Here is a 16308-nt window from a genome sequence, read left to right on the forward strand (position 1 = left end):
CCTTGATTCCTACTTATAAAAAACCCCTAATGCCTGGATTGCCTTTTTAAACATCTCATACTTTTTCCTGTAGAATACGGCCCTGGAAGAATCAGGGGTGTATGTGCGGGACAAATGGCACATCTCCTTCACGGCGCTCTGAAAATCAGGATAATAACCGCTGGCAACGGAGGCGCAGATGGCTGCGCCCAGAGCCCCCCGTTCCGTTCCTTCCATTACCTGTATGGGCAGCTGCAGGATGTCGGCCAGTATCTGGGTCCAGACAGGTGAGTTGGTGATGCCTCCCGATAAACGGATTTGTTTTTGGGGATGGATGGTGCCGGTCAGCTTCTCAATGTGCCAGCAGGATGAGAAAAGGATTCCCTCATAAATGGCCAGAAGGAGGTCCGTGGGAGTGTGGCTGCTGTCAAGATTGAAAAATGCGCCTTTGGCATCAGGAACAGAGTTGGAGGCATAAAGGTACGGCAAAAACAAAATATCAGTCTGCTTTAATCCCGATGAAAGAATGGACTGATTGCAGTATTCATATAACTCCCGCCGGTCCAGGTCCGGATACATCCGGCTCAGAAAATGATTGGCATACCAGTCAAAATTGCTTGCAGATGTAGGGCTTGATTCTTCAATTATATAATAATCTGGTAAAAAAGCAATGGTGTTGCCGTTTTTTCCAATGCATTCTTCCAGGTCATTGGTCAGATATTCATTGATGGACCAGGTGCCGGTGATGAGGCACAGGCAGCTGGAATCCAGAATACCGCTGGCCAGGCAGCAGGAATCCACATCATATAATCCGGCTGCCACCGGTATGCCCTCCGTAAGGCCGCATTGGGCGGCTGCTTCGGAGGTGATGAAGCCGGCTGTTTCAAAGGAATGGAGTACGGGGAGGGAGGCCAGGCTGAAATACTCGCGGATACCGAGAAGTTCAAAGATTTCCGGGTCAAATTCCTTATTGCGTATATGAAACAGGTTGGTGCAGGAAGCATCCGTATAATCAGTGGCCAGTACACCGGTCAGGCGATAACGGATGTAATCCTTGATGGATACCATATGAGCAGCCTGTTTAAGCAAGTCCGGCCGGTGCTTTTTCAGCCAGGGAAGAAGCATGGCCTGCTGGCCGGCCCAGAGATTCTGGAGGGTCAGCTGGTACAGGCGGCTGTTGATTCCGTTTTCCGTATATTCTTCCAGAAGCGGCTGGGCGCGGGTATCCGTGGACACGATGAAGGGCGCGACCGGTGTATCTGCACTGTCTAAAAGACCAAGTCCCCCTCCATAACCGCAGACAGACACGCCTTTGATTTCACGGGGCGAAAGCTCCGCCCCGGCCACAGCATCCCGTATGACCCTGCAATTGCCGTTCCAGACAGCCAAGGGGTCGCGTTCTGTAAAACCGGGGTTTGGGTGGTCCATGGGAATCTGAATCTGGGACGCAGACAGCTCCCTGCCGCTTTCATCAAATACCGCTGCCTTGATGGCAGAGCCGCCGTTGTCAATTCCGATAAAGTATGCATGTTTTTTCAAGTGGGGACCTCCTTTGGATGACTCTTTAAAATAGTAAGGGCATCCTCTGATTTAGAGATGCCCTAAGTATACCACAGATTATATGCAGGCAGGATTCCTGATTTAGAGTGCTGCCCGGTATTCCTTGACTTTATCCATGAATTCCTTAACCCGCTTTACATCCACTGCGTTTTCAAAGACACCGTCGTATTTAAAGGTGGTTGCGCATACTGCTCCGTCAGCAACTGACAGCTGCCTTGTGATGTTGCCCACATTGCATCCTGTATTGCAGAGAATAGGGGTGCGCTTAACAGAGGCTTTTACCTGGCTGAGTACCTGGGTATCGGTTTCACTGCCGGCAGTGAGGCCGGATACGCAGAGGGCGTCAGGGCGGTTGTTGAACTCTGTGGACCTGGCAATGTCCTTTATATCCCTGTCGGCCAGATATCTGGCAGCCTCCGGCACGATATTAAAAAGAAGCTTTAAGTCCTTTGCACCTACTGCCATTTTATGGCGGACGGTCTTTCCCACATTGGTGTTCCAAAGCCCAAAGTCAGAGGCGTACACGCCGGAGATGATTTCACGGATAAATTTACCGTCTACCGCAACTGCCAGGTCAATGGAGGCAATGGGGTCCCACAGGCAGTTGACGCCGTAAGGAACGGTTATAAGCGGTTTCAGCTCCCCGATTACCCTTGCCATGGCGGCAATGGTGACAGGCTCCACCTTTGTGAGATAGGGAAGGCTGAATTCATTGGAGAACATAATGCCGTCAACCCCGCCCTCCTGAAGGGCCAGAAGGTCTGCTCTGGCAGCCGCCATTACCTTTTCCATACCTCCGTCCGCATCATAGTAAGGGTCGCCGGGCAGCGGCTGTAAGTGGCACATTGCAATAATTGGTTTTTCTACATGAAATAATTCCTGCATCCAGTTTGACATAATCGTATATTCCTTTCTCAATTCAAATTAGGAGTTTGCATCGAGTTTGCACTCAAATAGTATCACAAAGAATCAATAAATGCAATAATAAAATCATAAATATTGCAAAATAGTTCATAATATGCTAAGATTGATTCAAAAAGGAGGGATGAGATGAGGATTATACCGTCAATCGCGTCAGCGCGTCAGCTGGATTTAAAAGGCCAGCTGGACCGGATTGAGGATGTGCCATACCTGCATATTGATGTGGAGGATGGAAATTTCCTGCCTAATATTACGTTTGGCATGAAGACTGTAAGAGAGATGGCGGCCTATTCAAAGGCAGAGCTGGATGTTCATCTTTTGGTGACAAATCCAATCAGTTATATTCAAGAACTATCAGAAATGAACATCTCTGCTGTCTGCGGACATATGGAGGCCCTTTCCTATCCATTGGAATTCTTAAATGAGGTGCATAGTGCAGGCATGAAGGCAGGTCTTGCCCTGAACCTTTCTTTGCCGGTAGAGCAAATCATGAGCTATGCCGGTTCCTTTGACTACCTGCTTCTGATGACGTCTGAGCCGGATGGTTCCGGGCAGATGTTTTGTCCGAACGCCCTGGAACGGATTCGCAGGGCCAGGGCCTGTATTCCGGATGATGTGATGATATACGCTGATGGGGGAATTGGAAGGAATGAGCTGGGTAAGGTGGCAGAGGCCGGCGCTGACTGCGTGATTATGGGGCGGGCTGTATGGGGAGCAGAGAACCCGGCCAAAGCCTGGAGGGAGATGGAGGCATTAAATGGATATGGAACTGATTCAAAGGCCTTTCGGAATCTACGAAAAGGCCATTAAGCCCCAGGAATGGGAAAAGATGTTTGCCGACGCATCGGCAGCAGGATACCAGAATTACGAAATCAGCCTGGATGAAAGCGATGCGCGTCTGGCGCGCCTGCACTGGAATGACAGGCAATATGATGAAGTGAGGAGGGCTGCGCGGAACCAGAATATACGGATTCTGTCGGCGTGCTTCAGCGGCCACCGCCGGTTTCCTCTGGGAAGCGGTTCCAGGGAACTGGAGGAGCGGGGAATCCGTTTGATGCGGGAAGGAATTGACTTTTGTCAGAATCTTGGTGTCCGTATGCTGCAGGTTGCGGGGTATGATGCCTTTTATGAACCCCGCAGCCAGGAAACGGCTGCCCGGTACAGGGAGAACATTTTAAGGTGTCTGGAATGGGCGGAGCAGGCAGGGGTGATGCTGGCCATTGAACCTGTGGAGGTGAACCTGGTCAGGGTTAGCGATACCCTGCGTCTGGTCAGGGAGGCGGACTCGCCGTGGCTTCAGATTTATCCTGATATAGCCAATATGAAGTCCCTGGGGATTGACCCGGTTACGGAATTGCCCCAGGGCAGGGGGCACATTGCCAACGTGCATGTGAGGGACTCCCTGCCGGACTACTTCTACGGTGTGCCTCTGGGGGCCGGTAATATGGATTTCATAGGAGTGTTTAAGGCCCTGGATGCCATGGAGTACAGGGGTCCCCTTACCATTGAGATGTGGAATGAGACAGAAGAGGATTATATGGATATCATAAGCCGCGCGCGGATATTTATGATGGATAAAATAAAATGTGCCAGGAGGTAGCATTTATGTTTGAAAAGGAAAAAAAGGAAATACTGGATGCAGCGCTGGAGATTAAAAAATGCAATCTCATATCCCTGTCAGGCGGGAACGTGAGCATGAGGGCGGGGGATGATCTGTACCTGGTAACGCCGTCCGGTATGATTTATGAGGACATGACAGCGGAGGACGTGGTGGTGATAGACAGGGACTGCAGAGTGGTGGAGGGAAAACGGAAGCCTTCCTCGGATTCTCCGGCCCTGGTATATATGTTTGAGCATATGCCCCATATCAATGCGCTGATTCATACCCATCAGCCCTATGCCACTGCTGCCGGGTTTGTAACGAATCAGATTCCGGAATTCCTGGTGACCCTGATTGATGCCAATGGGGCTGCGGTCAATGTGGCGCCGTTTACCCCTTCATCTGATATTGGAATGGGCATCATGGCCGCAGAGTATGCAGGGGAGGCGCGGGCCGTCATATTGAAACACCACGGAATTATGGCTTACGGAGCGGATATGAAGGAGGCGCTGTACTCGGCAATTTATCTGGAGGAAGCAGCCAAAACCTTTGTGCTGGCAAAGGCCATGGGGGCGGAGATACCGCTGCTGTCTCCGGGAGATATAGAAAAAGAAAAAAGGGGCTGGCTGGACTACGGTCAATAGGGAGAGGTGATAAGATGGGATATTCCATAGGAGTTGATTTTGGCAGCCTGTCAGCGCGGGCCATGGCAGTGGATGTGTCGGACGGAAGGATTCTAAAGGAATCCGTGTATGGCTATCCTCACGGAATCATGAAGGATTCCCTGCCCACAGGCAGAAAGCTGGAGCCGGGTACTGCCCTGCAGAATCCCCAGGATTACCTGGATGCCTGGCAGTTCCTGATGCAGGACCTGTTTAAGGACCAGGAGCTCAGACCGGACCAGGTGGTGGGAATCGGCATTGACTTCACCCAGTGCACCATGATGCCGGTTGACAGGCAAGGCATTCCGCTGTGCATGCACCGGTCATTCAGGGATGACCCTCACAGCTATGTCAAGCTCTGGATGCATCACCGAGCCCAGAAGGAGGCGGATGATATCACCAGGCAGGCCGGTTTGCGGCAGGAACGCTTTCTCAGATATTACGGCAATAAGATATCTTCTGAACTGCTGTTTCCAAAAATCCTCGAGATACTGAGGCAGTCGCCGGATATATACGCGTCAGCGGACCAGTTTGTGGAAGGTGCGGACTGGATGACATGGCAGCTCACAGGAACCAGGATGAGAAGCAAAAGCATTGCGGCGGTAGCCGCATTGTGGCAGGAGGAAGAGGGGTATCCTTCCGCTGATTTTCTGAGGACGCTTCATCCCGGACTGGCGGGGGTGGGACAAAAGCTCAGAGGGGAACTGGTAAGGCCCGGTACCTGTGTGGGGGGTATCACTGCCCGGATGGCTGAAAAGACAGGACTGCCTGAGGGGACGCCTGTGGCCTGCGGCCTGGGGGACAGCCATTCCGCCTTTGCAGGCTCCGGTCTGTGCCGTGAGGGCGCTATGCTCATGGTGATTGGGACTTCGGGCTGTGATATCCTCATAAGCAGGAAGCAGGTGCCGGTGGAGGGCTTCTGCGGCATATGCCCGGACAGCGCCATTCCCGGATACTACGGCTATGAGGCGGGGCAGGCCTGTATGGGGGACCATTTCAGTTGGTTCATGGAGAACTGTCTTCCTGCTTCTTATCATGAGGAGGCGAAGAGGCAGAACATGTCCGTATTCCGGTGGATGGATGAGAAGGCAGGCGGACTGAAACCGGGAAGCAGCGGAGTAATTGCTCTCGACTGGTGGAACGGGTGCCGCTCTGTTCTGATGGACAGCGGCCTTGGGGGATGTCTGTTGGGCATGACCCTGCAGACCAGGCCGGAGGAAATCTACAGGGCGCTGATGGAAGGAATCGCATTTGGAAAGAGGATGATAATAGAACAGATGGAGACAGCAGGGGTCAGATGCAGACACCTCTATGCCACAGGCGGCGTGGCGGAAAAGAATCCTCTTATCATGCAGATTATGGCGGATGTTCTTGGCAGGGAAATCAGGATTCCCGCTATTGCAAACGGAAGCTGTATGGGAAGCGCCATGTACGGGGCGGTTGCAGCCGGAAAAAAGGGCGGGGGATATGACGCCATTGAGGAGGCCGTGGAGGCAATGGGACCGTCCGTGGGAAAACGGTACACGCCAAACCAATCTGCCTCGGCTGCCTATGACCCTTTATTTGAAATGTACAGGGAGATGTACTTTTATCTGGGCAAAGAGAGCAGGATACTGAAGCAGCTGGCAGTGCTGAGAGGACAGGAGGAATAAGCGGCATGAAATTTGGATTGATTTCATTGGATTTTAAACGGTTTTCATTGGAATACTGCTTTAGGATGGCCAGGCGTTACGGCCTGGATGGAGTGGAGCTGTGGGGCGGGCGTCCTCACGGGTATTTTACGGACATGACCCGGGAGCGGATACAGGAGATTGAAGCCCTGAAAAAGAAATATAAGCTGGAAATCCCCATGTATACGCCCAATGCACTGAATGGGCCATATAATCTGTGTTCCCTGGAAGAACGGACAGCCCGGGAAACCCTGGATTTTTTTCAGAGGTCCATTGACATTGCATACGAACTTGGATGCCCCAGGATGCTGGTGGTGGCTGACCATCCGGGGTATGAGGCTTCTAGGGCCCTGGTCCGTGAGCGCTTTACAGAGAACATGCAGCGGCTCTGCGACTACGGGGCGCCCAAGGGAGTCACGCTGGTAATCGAGCCCCTGACTCCCATGGAAAGTCCGGTCATTACGACAGCAGATGACTGTGTGGATGCCATGGAAAGAATCGGAAGGGATAATGTGGAGGCCATGATGGATGTGGCGCCCCCGACCGTTGCCAATGAGCCGTTTTCCGTGTATTTTGACAAACTGAAGGACAGGATGAACTATATCCATATCTGCAATAATGACGGAATGACGGATGCCCATAAAAGGCTGGATGAAGGGGTGATACCTATAAAAGACATGTTTACAGTCTTTGCCAATTGGAAGTATAATGGATATATTACATGCGAACTGTACTCGGAAAATTACAGGGACCCTGAATTATATCTTGCCAATACCATGAGAATGATATATGAAATCAGGAATGAACTGGGGATATGATGGTCAGGGAGCCGTTTGGGAGGAAACAGTGAAGAGGCCCTTTGTTTTTTCGAATTTCCAGAAAAAAATACTGCAGTCTTACCTGATTATTATTGTAGGCGGCCTGGTGCTCTTCTATACGCTGGTTGCGGTGATGGTCAGGGAGTCCAGCCTGAAGACAGCGGAACGCAATCAGATATCCATGTGCATAAAGGTTTCCCAGCAGCTGGAAAGCTTTATGGTTGAAATGCGCAACGTGGGTTTTCAGGTGATGATGAATTCTCGGCTGATTCAGGACTTCAGCACATTTTCTGAAGACAGGGCAGATGATAATTACTATGGGGACCATATTGTGGACCATATTAATGCGGTCAGCGCCCTGGCCGACATCAATGGAATACAGAGAATTGCCACAAGAATCAGTGTATTTAACAGATATGGGGATTATGTCAGCAGCGGTGTTATGCCCCAGTCCAAAATATATGCGGATGACGTGCTGCGCCACCGTATGAATATAGAAGAAATCGTATCCAGACTGGTCCGCAATGACGGGCACATCTATGTGGAGGGTCCCCATCCGGATTACTGGAACAGTAAAGTGGGCTATGAGATGATTTCCCTGTATTGTCCGCTGGGCAATAAGGTTCAGGAGAATATGTACGGCATCATCGAGATACAGCAGGATTTCCAGAAACTGGTACAGACCCTCCTTCCGGGCCTTGACCAGGACATGGCGGTGCTTTTGTTTGACTCCACGGGCAGGTGTGTGTTTAACAGTATGGAGAGTATCTGCAGCCCTGCGTATTATGATTTTTATTACAGCCAGGCTTCCCGGAACCAGGACAGCCGGTATGGGTTCAGCCGGGTAAGGGCCGGTGACAGGGCCGAAGAGCAGTATCTCTCTGCCGGTATGTCTGAGACATCCGGCTGGACGGCTGTGATGGTGCGCAATAAAAGCTCCATCGTCAATGTGATACAGGATATCCAGAAGGTAATCATCATGGCTATTTTGGTATTCATGGTTCTGTCCGCATACATGGCGTACCGCATATCGCTGAAGATGACAAGGCCAATCAATGACATGATTGTGTCGGCCCAGTCTATCTCATGGTCAAACCTGGACATGAAGGCTCTGGAGGACAATGACCAGAATGAAATCATGGCCCTTAACAACACATTTAAGGATACGCTGGAGCGGCTGTCCAAAAGTATGCAGCTGGAGCTTGGCGCACGTCTGAATGCGCTTCAAAGCCAGATGAATCCCCATTTTCTCTACAATACACTGTCGGTCATAAGCGCGTCGGCAGACCAGCAGGAAAAGGTGGAGAGGATGTGCAGCCGTCTTTCCCACATGCTGCGCTACTCCACGGTCTATGAGGATGAGAGCAACAGCACCCTGGGGGATGAGGTCCGCCATGCCGGGAATTATCTGGAATTGATGAAGGACCGGTACGAGGAAAACCTTATTTATGACATTGAGGAACAGGGGGACCTGGACCGTGTGAAGGTGCCGAGGGTGATACTTCAGCCCATTGTGGAGAACTGCTTTAAACATGGATTTGGTGAAAACGGGTTTCCGTGGATTATCCATGCGTCTGTTACTGCAAATGGCGGACACTGGAGAATCCAGGTAAGGAATAATGGCCGGCCCTTCCAGGAAAAGGACCTGAGGGAGCTGAATGAAAAGGTAGAGGGGTTCCTGAAAGGGGAGCAGAAGAAAATCAGCGGCATAGGGCTTACAAATACCATTATCAGGCTGAGGCTTCTGTATGAGGAGCAGGTGGAATATGAAATATATACCGGAAACGACGGGTACACCTATGTGGTTTTGAAAGGAAATTATAAATGATAAATGTTCTTGTTGTTGAAGACGAGCCTCCTATCCAGCGTATGATTTGTAAAGCCATTTCCGGGATAGACCAGGATTTCAGGGTCAGGTACACTGCGTATAATGGAATCCAGGCCAGGAGGATTCTGGAGGCAGAGGAAGTGGATGTTGTTTTTACGGATATCATGATGATAGGGGGGGACGGAATCACCCTTCTCCAGTATCTCCATGAAAACAGGCCGGAGATTCAGACCGTGGTGCTCAGCGGGTATGATAAGTTTGAATATGCAAAGCAGGCATATAAAAACGGCGTCACGGATTATCTGCTGAAGCCTGTGAACAAGACAGAGCTGAGGGATATTCTTGGAGTTCTTAAGACGCAGTATAATCTGAGGATGAGGAACCGGCGGCAGGAATGTTTTAAATGCCTGCTGGACGGAAGAACGATGCCGGAGAATTCGTGTTTTTATGATGAACTGCTGTCATCGCCGTGGTACCTGCTGCTGATACGGGTATTTGGCAGGGACGGCGTCAAGGGAGGACAGAACCCGGAGTCCCGGGAGCTTCTGGAATCCGGCCTGATACGGATATTTGGAAATGGAGATACTGTTTTTCAGACATCGGACGGGGCCGGGGAATATGTGGTGGCTGTCAAAGACAGTATTCCGGATGTGAAGGCTAAGGCACTGGAGCTATTGGCTGTCATGGAGCCGTGGGAGGGCGTGATTACAATCGCGGGCCTGCCCGGAACCTGCCGGGCCCAGGACTTCAGACAGCATCTGCTGGAGCTGAGGATTCAAATCATGACAGAATCCATATACGGTAAATCATGCTACAGCTGCGGGGGATATTCCTGCCCTCCTCACGATGATATGTGGGAGCAGGATATAAAGACAGAGGCATTTTCCGCCATGGCAGCATCCCTGAAAGCCGGGGATTTAAGGGGAGTATGCAGCCGGCTGGACGTATTTCTGAAGGAATTTGAAGAAAAAAACAAGACATGCATGGCCATCGAAAATTTCATGATGGAATTTCTGGAAAGAGGAAAGGGCAGCAGCCATTCTGTGCGCGCCAGTGTGTGGAATGCTGTTTACGAGACATTCTCCTACGGGGAGTTAAAGGAACGGGTATTCCGGCTGGCGGAAAGGCTGAATGGACAGGATGAGGACATGGCGGAGGATGGGAACAGCGAGGAAGCCATGCCCCAGATGGTTGTCATGATAGAGCAGTATCTTATGGATAATTACCAGCGGAATATTAAGGCGGGGGAACTGTCCATGGAATTCGGATTTGTATCGGAGTACATTAGCCGTATTTTTAAAAAATACGTGGGTCTTTCTCCCTCCCGGTACCTGACAAAGATAAGGATGGAGAAAGCCTGCCAATTGATTAAGAGCCATCCGGAGATTCAGGTTAAGGAGGTGGCGGACCAGGTGGGATATAAGGACATCCATTATTTCTCAAAGGTGTTCAGAAAGGAAATGGGTGTATGGCCCAGTGAGTATAAATGACCAAATACCAGAGGTGATTTGCTGATAATATGTGCAAAAAATATGCATTGGTTAATAAAAACGCTGGGGAGGGGTGAAAAGAGAACAAAAAGAATCAAAAAGATATATAAAAGTTCAAAAAAGTGCAACAATAGTTCTTGATTTTACATTTACGAAACACAGTGCATGCCTTATGCTTTATGTAAGGAGTTTGCATTGTGTTTTTAAATTCTGGATTGGGAGGTGGGATTTGGTGGATGAGTATCTATTGGAACTCAGGAATATCACGAAGCGTTTTCCCGGTGTAGTTGCTTTAAACGGCGTTCAGTTCCAGCTGAAACAGGGTGAGATACATGCATTGATGGGTGAAAATGGCGCAGGAAAATCCACATTGATTAAGGTGATTACCGGGGTACATGAGCCGGAAGAGGGAGATATCCTGATTAATGGCAGGAAGGTGGTATTTAAAAATACAAATGATTCGGCAGCCAACAGCATTGCAGCCATCTATCAGCACAGCACGGTCTATCCGTATCTGAGCGTGACAGAAAATATATTCATTGGCCATGAGGCGCTGACAATGGCTGGCTCCATTAAATGGAATGAGATGCATGGCAGAGCAAAAGAGCTTCTGATGAGCCTGGGATGCGACATCAATCCCAGGACCAGGATGGTAAATCTGAGCGTGGCGGAGCAGCAGATTGTGGAAATTTCAAAAGCGGTTTCCTCCAAGGCCAGGATTGTGATTATGGACGAACCAACCGCTGCCCTGTCCAAGCGGGAATGCGAGGAACTGTACCGCATTACGGAGAAGTTAAAGGCAGAGGGAACCTCTATCATATTTATATCACACAGGATGGAGGACATGTACAGGCTGGCTGACCGGGTCACTGTATTCAGGGATGCCGGATACATAGGCACATGGGATGTGGATAAGATTTCCAGGGATGAGCTGATATCAGCCATGGTTGGACGGGAGGTCACCCAGCTGTATCCGAAACAGACGGTTCCCATTGGCGCAACAGCTCTTGAGGTAAAGGGACTTACAAAAAAGGGGTATTTTAAGGATGTCAGTTTTGATGTAAAAAAGGGCGAGATATTCGGACTGACAGGTTTGGTAGGGGCGGGGCGTTCCGAGGTATGTCAGGGAATATGCGGTCTGCTGAAGCCGGACGCCGGAAAGATATTTGTGAACGGAGAGGAATGCAGCTTTACCCATCCGTCCCAGGCATTAAAGAAGGGGGTAGGGTATCTGCCGGAAGACAGGCAGCAGCAGGGACTGATTCTTTCGTGGGAGCTGTTCAGGAATATGACCCTTTCCACGTTGGATAAATACAACCGTCTGACCGGTATTGATACGGCAAGGGAGAAACAGACCGGAAGGGAGCTTTGCAAAAAGCTCCAGATTAAGGCCAAGGGAATATGTTCCAGGGCAGATTCACTGTCAGGAGGCAATCAGCAGAAAGTGGTATTTGCAAAGCTTCTGAACTCAGATGTGAATATCCTGCTGCTGGACGAGCCCACAAAGGGCGTGGATGTAGGCGCGAAGGCACAGATATATTCAATCATGTCAGACCTGGCTGCCCAGGGATACGCCATTGTCCTGGTTTCCTCCGAAATGCCTGAGGTTATGTCCATGGCGGACCGGATTGGCGTCATGCATGAAGGGCATCTGGCAGCGGTTTTTGATGCGTCCCATGTGACCCAGGAGGAGATACTGGCGGCAGCCATGACTGCCAAAGATGAAGATTTGAAAGAGGGAGCGTGAGATGGATGAAAAGCATATCAAAAGAATTTGATTTAAAACGCTTTGTGTCTCACAACATAAGGGAACTGACGCTTTTTGCAATCCTGATTGTCATTGCGGTCCTGGTGCAGGCAAGGACAGGAGGACGTTTTCTGTCCGGGTCCAACTTAAATGACCTGCTGCGGGAGACGGCCATCCTTATGATGGTATCCGTGGGCATGATGATGGTCATACTGACAGGATGCATTGATTTGTCCCTGGGTTCCACCATGGGTCTGGCGGGAATGGTATGCGCCCTGACTCTGCGGGACCACAGGGAAACGCCTATCATGGTAATCGTGCTCATAGCGCTGGGCATTGGCCTTCTGGCGGGGCTTCTGAACGGCTTTATTGTGGCCAAACTGAGAATCTTTCCCCTGATAGGTACTCTGGGGGTATGCGATATGCTGAGAGGCCTGGTGTATGTGTTCAGCAAGGGTGCATGGGTGGGCCAGGGAGATATGACCCAGGAGTTTATGAGCATATCCACGGGCAAGGTTTTGGGTATCAACAATCTGGTATTCATTGCAATTGTCATTACAATTATGGGATACATATTCCTGCAGTATTTCAGGAATGGAAGATATATGTATGCAGTTGGAAACAATGAGCTTTCTGCCAAGATAAGCGGCATCAATCCGGTGAGGACCAAATTCCTGGCCTATGTGATTAACGGTATGATTGCAGGCCTGGCGGGAATGCTGTGGATATGCAAGTTCGGCAACGCCCAGGGCGAGTCCTGCAGCAGCTATGAATTAAATGTAATTGCATCCGTTGTATTGGGGGGAGTGTTCATTACAGGAGGTTCCGGAAAAGTGGGCGGCGTTGTATTGGGAGTACTGCTTTTCGGAACACTGAACAATATTCTGCCGCTGATACAGGTTTCATCCTTCTGGCAGATGGGCATTAAAGGTTTTGTCATCATTGCCTCTGTTGTAATCAATTCCATTACACAGCAGCATATGGACAAAAGGGCATTGCAGGGGAGGGATTAATATGGAAGAAACAGCAAAGACAAAATCCCATTCCTTAAAATCCGTTTTATTCCAATGGGAAACAATGATATTTGTAATTTTCATTATCATAAATGTAATCAACATCAATTTGTCCGCCAATTACCTGAACTTTAACAACATGATGAACAATATGGTGGTGTTCATGGATAAGGCGCTTATGGTCTTTACCACCATGATGGTGCTTCTTCTGGGCGAGATAGACATTTCCATTGCATCCATCATGTGCCTTTCCGGGTGCTTAACAGGTGTTGCCTTTGAGGCAGGACTTCCCATTGTTCCGGCCATGCTGGTGGGAGCTGCCTGCGGTTTCTTTAACGGGATTCTGCTGGTTGTGTTCCCGGATTTAAACTCCACCATCGTCACCCTGGGCAATCAGATTCTGTTTCGTGGAATCGCCTATATGATTCTGGAGGATAAGCCCATTACATCCATTTCATCCAAAATGTCATTCCTGGCATGGAGTAAGGTGGCGGGGGTTCCGCTGATTCTGATTGTATTCCTGGTTGAGACGCTGATATTTGCCTTTGTGATTCACAGGACGAAATTCGGGCGTTCCCTGTATGCCATTGGAAGCAATGCCAAGGCCAGCCGGTTCTCTGGTATCAGGACAAACCAGATTAAGGTACTGGTGTTTACACTCAGCGGACTATGCGCCGGTTTTGCAGGGCTTTTCCTTATATCCAAGCTGGGAAGCGCCAGGGCAAGCATTGCAAAGGGATACGAGATGGAAGTCATAGCAATGGCAATCCTGGGAGGAGTCAGCACAGCAGGGGGAAAGGGCAAGGTTCTGGGCGCTGTTCTGGGGGTGTTTTCCATTGGATTTCTCCGGTACGGCCTTGGAATTGTCAATGTGTCATCCCAGATTCTCATGATTATCATTGGAGCGCTGCTGGTGGTAGCGGTTGCCATTCCAAATCTGAAGGAAGTGATTTCTGAATCTGCCTCAGGCAGGTGGATTCGACAACGTGTTATACATAACAAACAAAAATAAAAAGGAGGAACAAAGATTATGAAGAAACGCACACTATCACTCATTCTTGCAGCGGCCATGGTACTGGGAAGCCTGACAGGATGCGGTACCGGGCAGAAGGCGGAGAGCAAGGGGACAGAGGCTGCCACGGAGGCTGCAAAGGCAGGGGAGGACGCGGCTGCCACAGCTGCACAGGAAGCAGGGACACAGGCAGAGGACGGGGAGAAGAAGGTATATGCTTTTGTGTCCAAGACAGCGGCAGACCCCATATTCCTTCTGATGTTTGACGGATACAAGGCAGCCTGCGACAAGCTTGGCGTGGAAGCCGTATACCGCGGGGCTGACCAGCCCACAGCTGAAAAGGAAATTGAAATCATTACCCAGCTGATTGCACAGAATGTGGATGCTATTACAGTAATCGGCGCTGACTTTAACGCCCTCCAGCCCATTCTCCAGCAGGCAATGTCCCAGGGAATCGCAGTAAACTCCGTGGACACGGCAGTGAATCCTGACAGCCGTCAGGTGCATGTGGAGCAGTGCAGCATTGACGAGGTGGGAAGGGCCCAGATGCAGTCAGCACTGGCAATCTGCGGCGGACCGGGTAGCTCGGGAAAGATTGGTATCCTTTCAGCAAACCCGGAATCCCAGCTTCACGCTGACTGGTGCAAGGCAATGCTTCTGGAGGTGGAGGAACATCCGGAGGACTATAAAAACATTGAGGTGCTGGATATTGCCTATGGCGACGACCTTCCTGATAAATCCACAAGCGAGGCCCAGGCAATGCTTCAGAACAATCCGGACCTGAAGGCAATCATATCCCCTACAACAGTAGGCATACTGGCAGCAGCTAAGGTGATACAGGACCAGGGGTCTGAATGCAGGGTAACAGGAGTGGGCCTGCCCTCTGAGATGGCGCCTTATATTGAAAATGGAATCTGCTATGATGCATATCTGTGGAATCCGCTGGACCAGGGAGCGCTGGGAGCATACTCAGCCCATGCATTGGTTACAGGAGCTGCAACCGGTAAGGTTGGAGACATTGTGGATGCAGGGGATTTGGGGAAATTCACCATTGAAGAATACTATGACGGAGGAACCCAGGTACTGTTAGGAGAACCGCTGAGATTTGACAAGGACAACATTGCACAGTGGAAAGATAAATTCTAATAAGCTTTTTATACCAGAGAGGAGACTGCCCGTGAAAAGGCGGCCTCCTTTCTGTTTATGGAAATTTAATTCTTCCTTTCTTGACAATCCATGGCATATGTGTTTATAATTGGGTTCGTGACATATTGTCACAAATGACATTGTGTCACCAAACGGAATATGATTGTATCATACAAAAGAGGGCTAGGAGGCGGGATTCATGCCTACACAACGATTTTTGAAACTAAAGGAAGAGAAGAAGCAGGCGATACTGGAGGCAGCGGTCCACGAATTCTCAAGGGTTCCCTATTCATCTGCATCCATCAACCAGATTATCAAGGAGGCGGACATATCCAGAGGAAGCTTCTATACATATTTTGAAGATAAGGACGACCTGATGCGGTATATGCTCAGAGGCTTCAGGGATAACTGCCAGGAGCGGATTTTCAGGACATTGAAGGAGCAGGAGGGAAATCCCTTCGGGACGGCTCTTAAGCTTCTGGAGGCAGTGGTGGATGAGGACCAGGGCGGCCTGGGCTATAAGATGTACAGGAACATGCTGTCGGATTTAAGCGTGGTGAACCAGAACCATTTGTTTGGAATCAAAGGCTTTTTATTTCAGGATGAGTGCTACCGTGAATTCATTCAGAAGCTTTATGAAGGGATTGACAGGGAACGCTATCCCATTGATGAAGAGACCCTGGCATATCTGGTGGACATGGCCATGCTTATCATTATCAAGGCCGTGACGCTGTATTATAAGAATGTGGTGGACCGGGATAAGCTTTTGGAAGTGACAAGAAAGGAAATGCTTATATTGGAATACGGTGTCTGTCGGAACATCGGAAACTGACGCAATAAGGAAACGCTGAAAAGAGGAGAG

14 protein-coding genes are annotated in these 16308 nt (G+C 50.0%); 12 read left to right on the forward strand and 2 right to left on the reverse strand.

Translation table 11 applies throughout. The annotated features are described in order from the left end of the window. Positions 1–9: 9 nt before the first annotated feature. Together FGS84_RS05835 and FGS84_RS05840 are read right to left on the reverse strand one after the other, a co-directional pair. Entirely contained in the window at positions 10–1518 is a 1509-nt protein-coding gene (locus FGS84_RS05835) for an FGGY-family carbohydrate kinase (protein WP_138306736.1), read from the reverse strand. Between the two features lie 102 nt (positions 1519–1620). Further along, positions 1621–2436, reverse strand: coding sequence for a BtpA/SgcQ family protein (locus FGS84_RS05840; RefSeq protein ID WP_138306737.1), 816 nt, complete (start codon positions 2434–2436; stop codon positions 1621–1623). Between the two features lie 153 nt (positions 2437–2589). On the opposite strand from FGS84_RS05840, the gene FGS84_RS05845 reads away from it, so the two are divergent. The 12 genes from FGS84_RS05845 to FGS84_RS05900 all read left to right on the forward strand — a co-directional run bounded on the left by FGS84_RS05845 (position 2590) and on the right by FGS84_RS05900 (position 16278). Then, the gene (locus FGS84_RS05845; protein WP_138306738.1) at positions 2590–3270 is read left to right on the forward strand and encodes a ribulose-phosphate 3-epimerase; all 681 of its coding nucleotides are present in this window, start codon (positions 2590–2592) and stop codon (positions 3268–3270) included. Continuing rightward, positions 3218–4060, forward strand: a complete 843-nt coding sequence (locus FGS84_RS05850; protein ID WP_138306739.1) for an L-ribulose-5-phosphate 3-epimerase — start codon at positions 3218–3220, stop codon at positions 4058–4060. The genes FGS84_RS05845 and FGS84_RS05850 overlap by 53 nt, the downstream gene beginning before the upstream one ends. Positions 4061–4065: 5 nt before the next feature. Further along, complete coding sequence (locus tag FGS84_RS05855) at positions 4066–4704, forward strand: class II aldolase/adducin family protein (protein ID WP_138306740.1); 639 nt, start codon at positions 4066–4068, stop codon at positions 4702–4704. A gap of 14 nt (positions 4705–4718) precedes the next feature. Continuing rightward, on the forward strand, positions 4719–6374 hold the full coding sequence (locus FGS84_RS05860) for a ribulokinase (RefSeq protein WP_138306741.1): 1656 nt from the start codon (positions 4719–4721) through the stop codon (positions 6372–6374). Positions 6375–6379: 5 nt separating this feature from the next. Beyond that, on the forward strand, positions 6380–7210 hold the full coding sequence (locus tag FGS84_RS05865; protein ID WP_138306742.1) for a TIM barrel protein: 831 nt from the start codon (positions 6380–6382) through the stop codon (positions 7208–7210). Next, positions 7182–9038, forward strand: a complete 1857-nt coding sequence (locus tag FGS84_RS05870; RefSeq protein WP_138306743.1) for a histidine kinase — start codon at positions 7182–7184, stop codon at positions 9036–9038. The genes FGS84_RS05865 and FGS84_RS05870 overlap by 29 nt, the downstream gene beginning before the upstream one ends. Next, positions 9035–10528 carry a response regulator gene (locus FGS84_RS05875; protein WP_138306744.1) on the forward strand — a complete coding sequence of 498 codons (1494 nt, stop codon included), beginning with the start codon at positions 9035–9037 and terminating at the stop codon, positions 10526–10528. Before FGS84_RS05870 ends, FGS84_RS05875 begins: the two co-directional genes overlap by 4 nt. A gap of 232 nt (positions 10529–10760) precedes the next feature. Further along, complete coding sequence (locus FGS84_RS05880; protein WP_138306745.1) at positions 10761–12275, forward strand: sugar ABC transporter ATP-binding protein; 1515 nt, start codon at positions 10761–10763, stop codon at positions 12273–12275. 5 nt (positions 12276–12280) lie between these two features. Further along, the gene (locus FGS84_RS05885) at positions 12281–13288 is read left to right on the forward strand and encodes an ABC transporter permease (RefSeq protein WP_138306746.1); all 1008 of its coding nucleotides are present in this window, start codon (positions 12281–12283) and stop codon (positions 13286–13288) included. Position 13289: 1 nt separating this feature from the next. Next, the gene (locus FGS84_RS05890; protein WP_138306747.1) at positions 13290–14300 is read left to right on the forward strand and encodes an ABC transporter permease; all 1011 of its coding nucleotides are present in this window, start codon (positions 13290–13292) and stop codon (positions 14298–14300) included. A gap of 18 nt (positions 14301–14318) precedes the next feature. Further along, positions 14319–15446, forward strand: a complete 1128-nt coding sequence (locus tag FGS84_RS05895; RefSeq protein WP_138306748.1) for a substrate-binding domain-containing protein — start codon at positions 14319–14321, stop codon at positions 15444–15446. A gap of 199 nt (positions 15447–15645) precedes the next feature. Then, positions 15646–16278, forward strand: coding sequence for a TetR/AcrR family transcriptional regulator (locus FGS84_RS05900; protein WP_138306749.1), 633 nt, complete (start codon positions 15646–15648; stop codon positions 16276–16278). Positions 16279–16308 lie beyond the last annotated feature (30 nt).

Source organism: Clostridium sp. 1001271st1 H5, assembly GCF_005845215.1.
Lineage (GTDB): Bacteria > Bacillota > Clostridia > Lachnospirales > Lachnospiraceae > Enterocloster.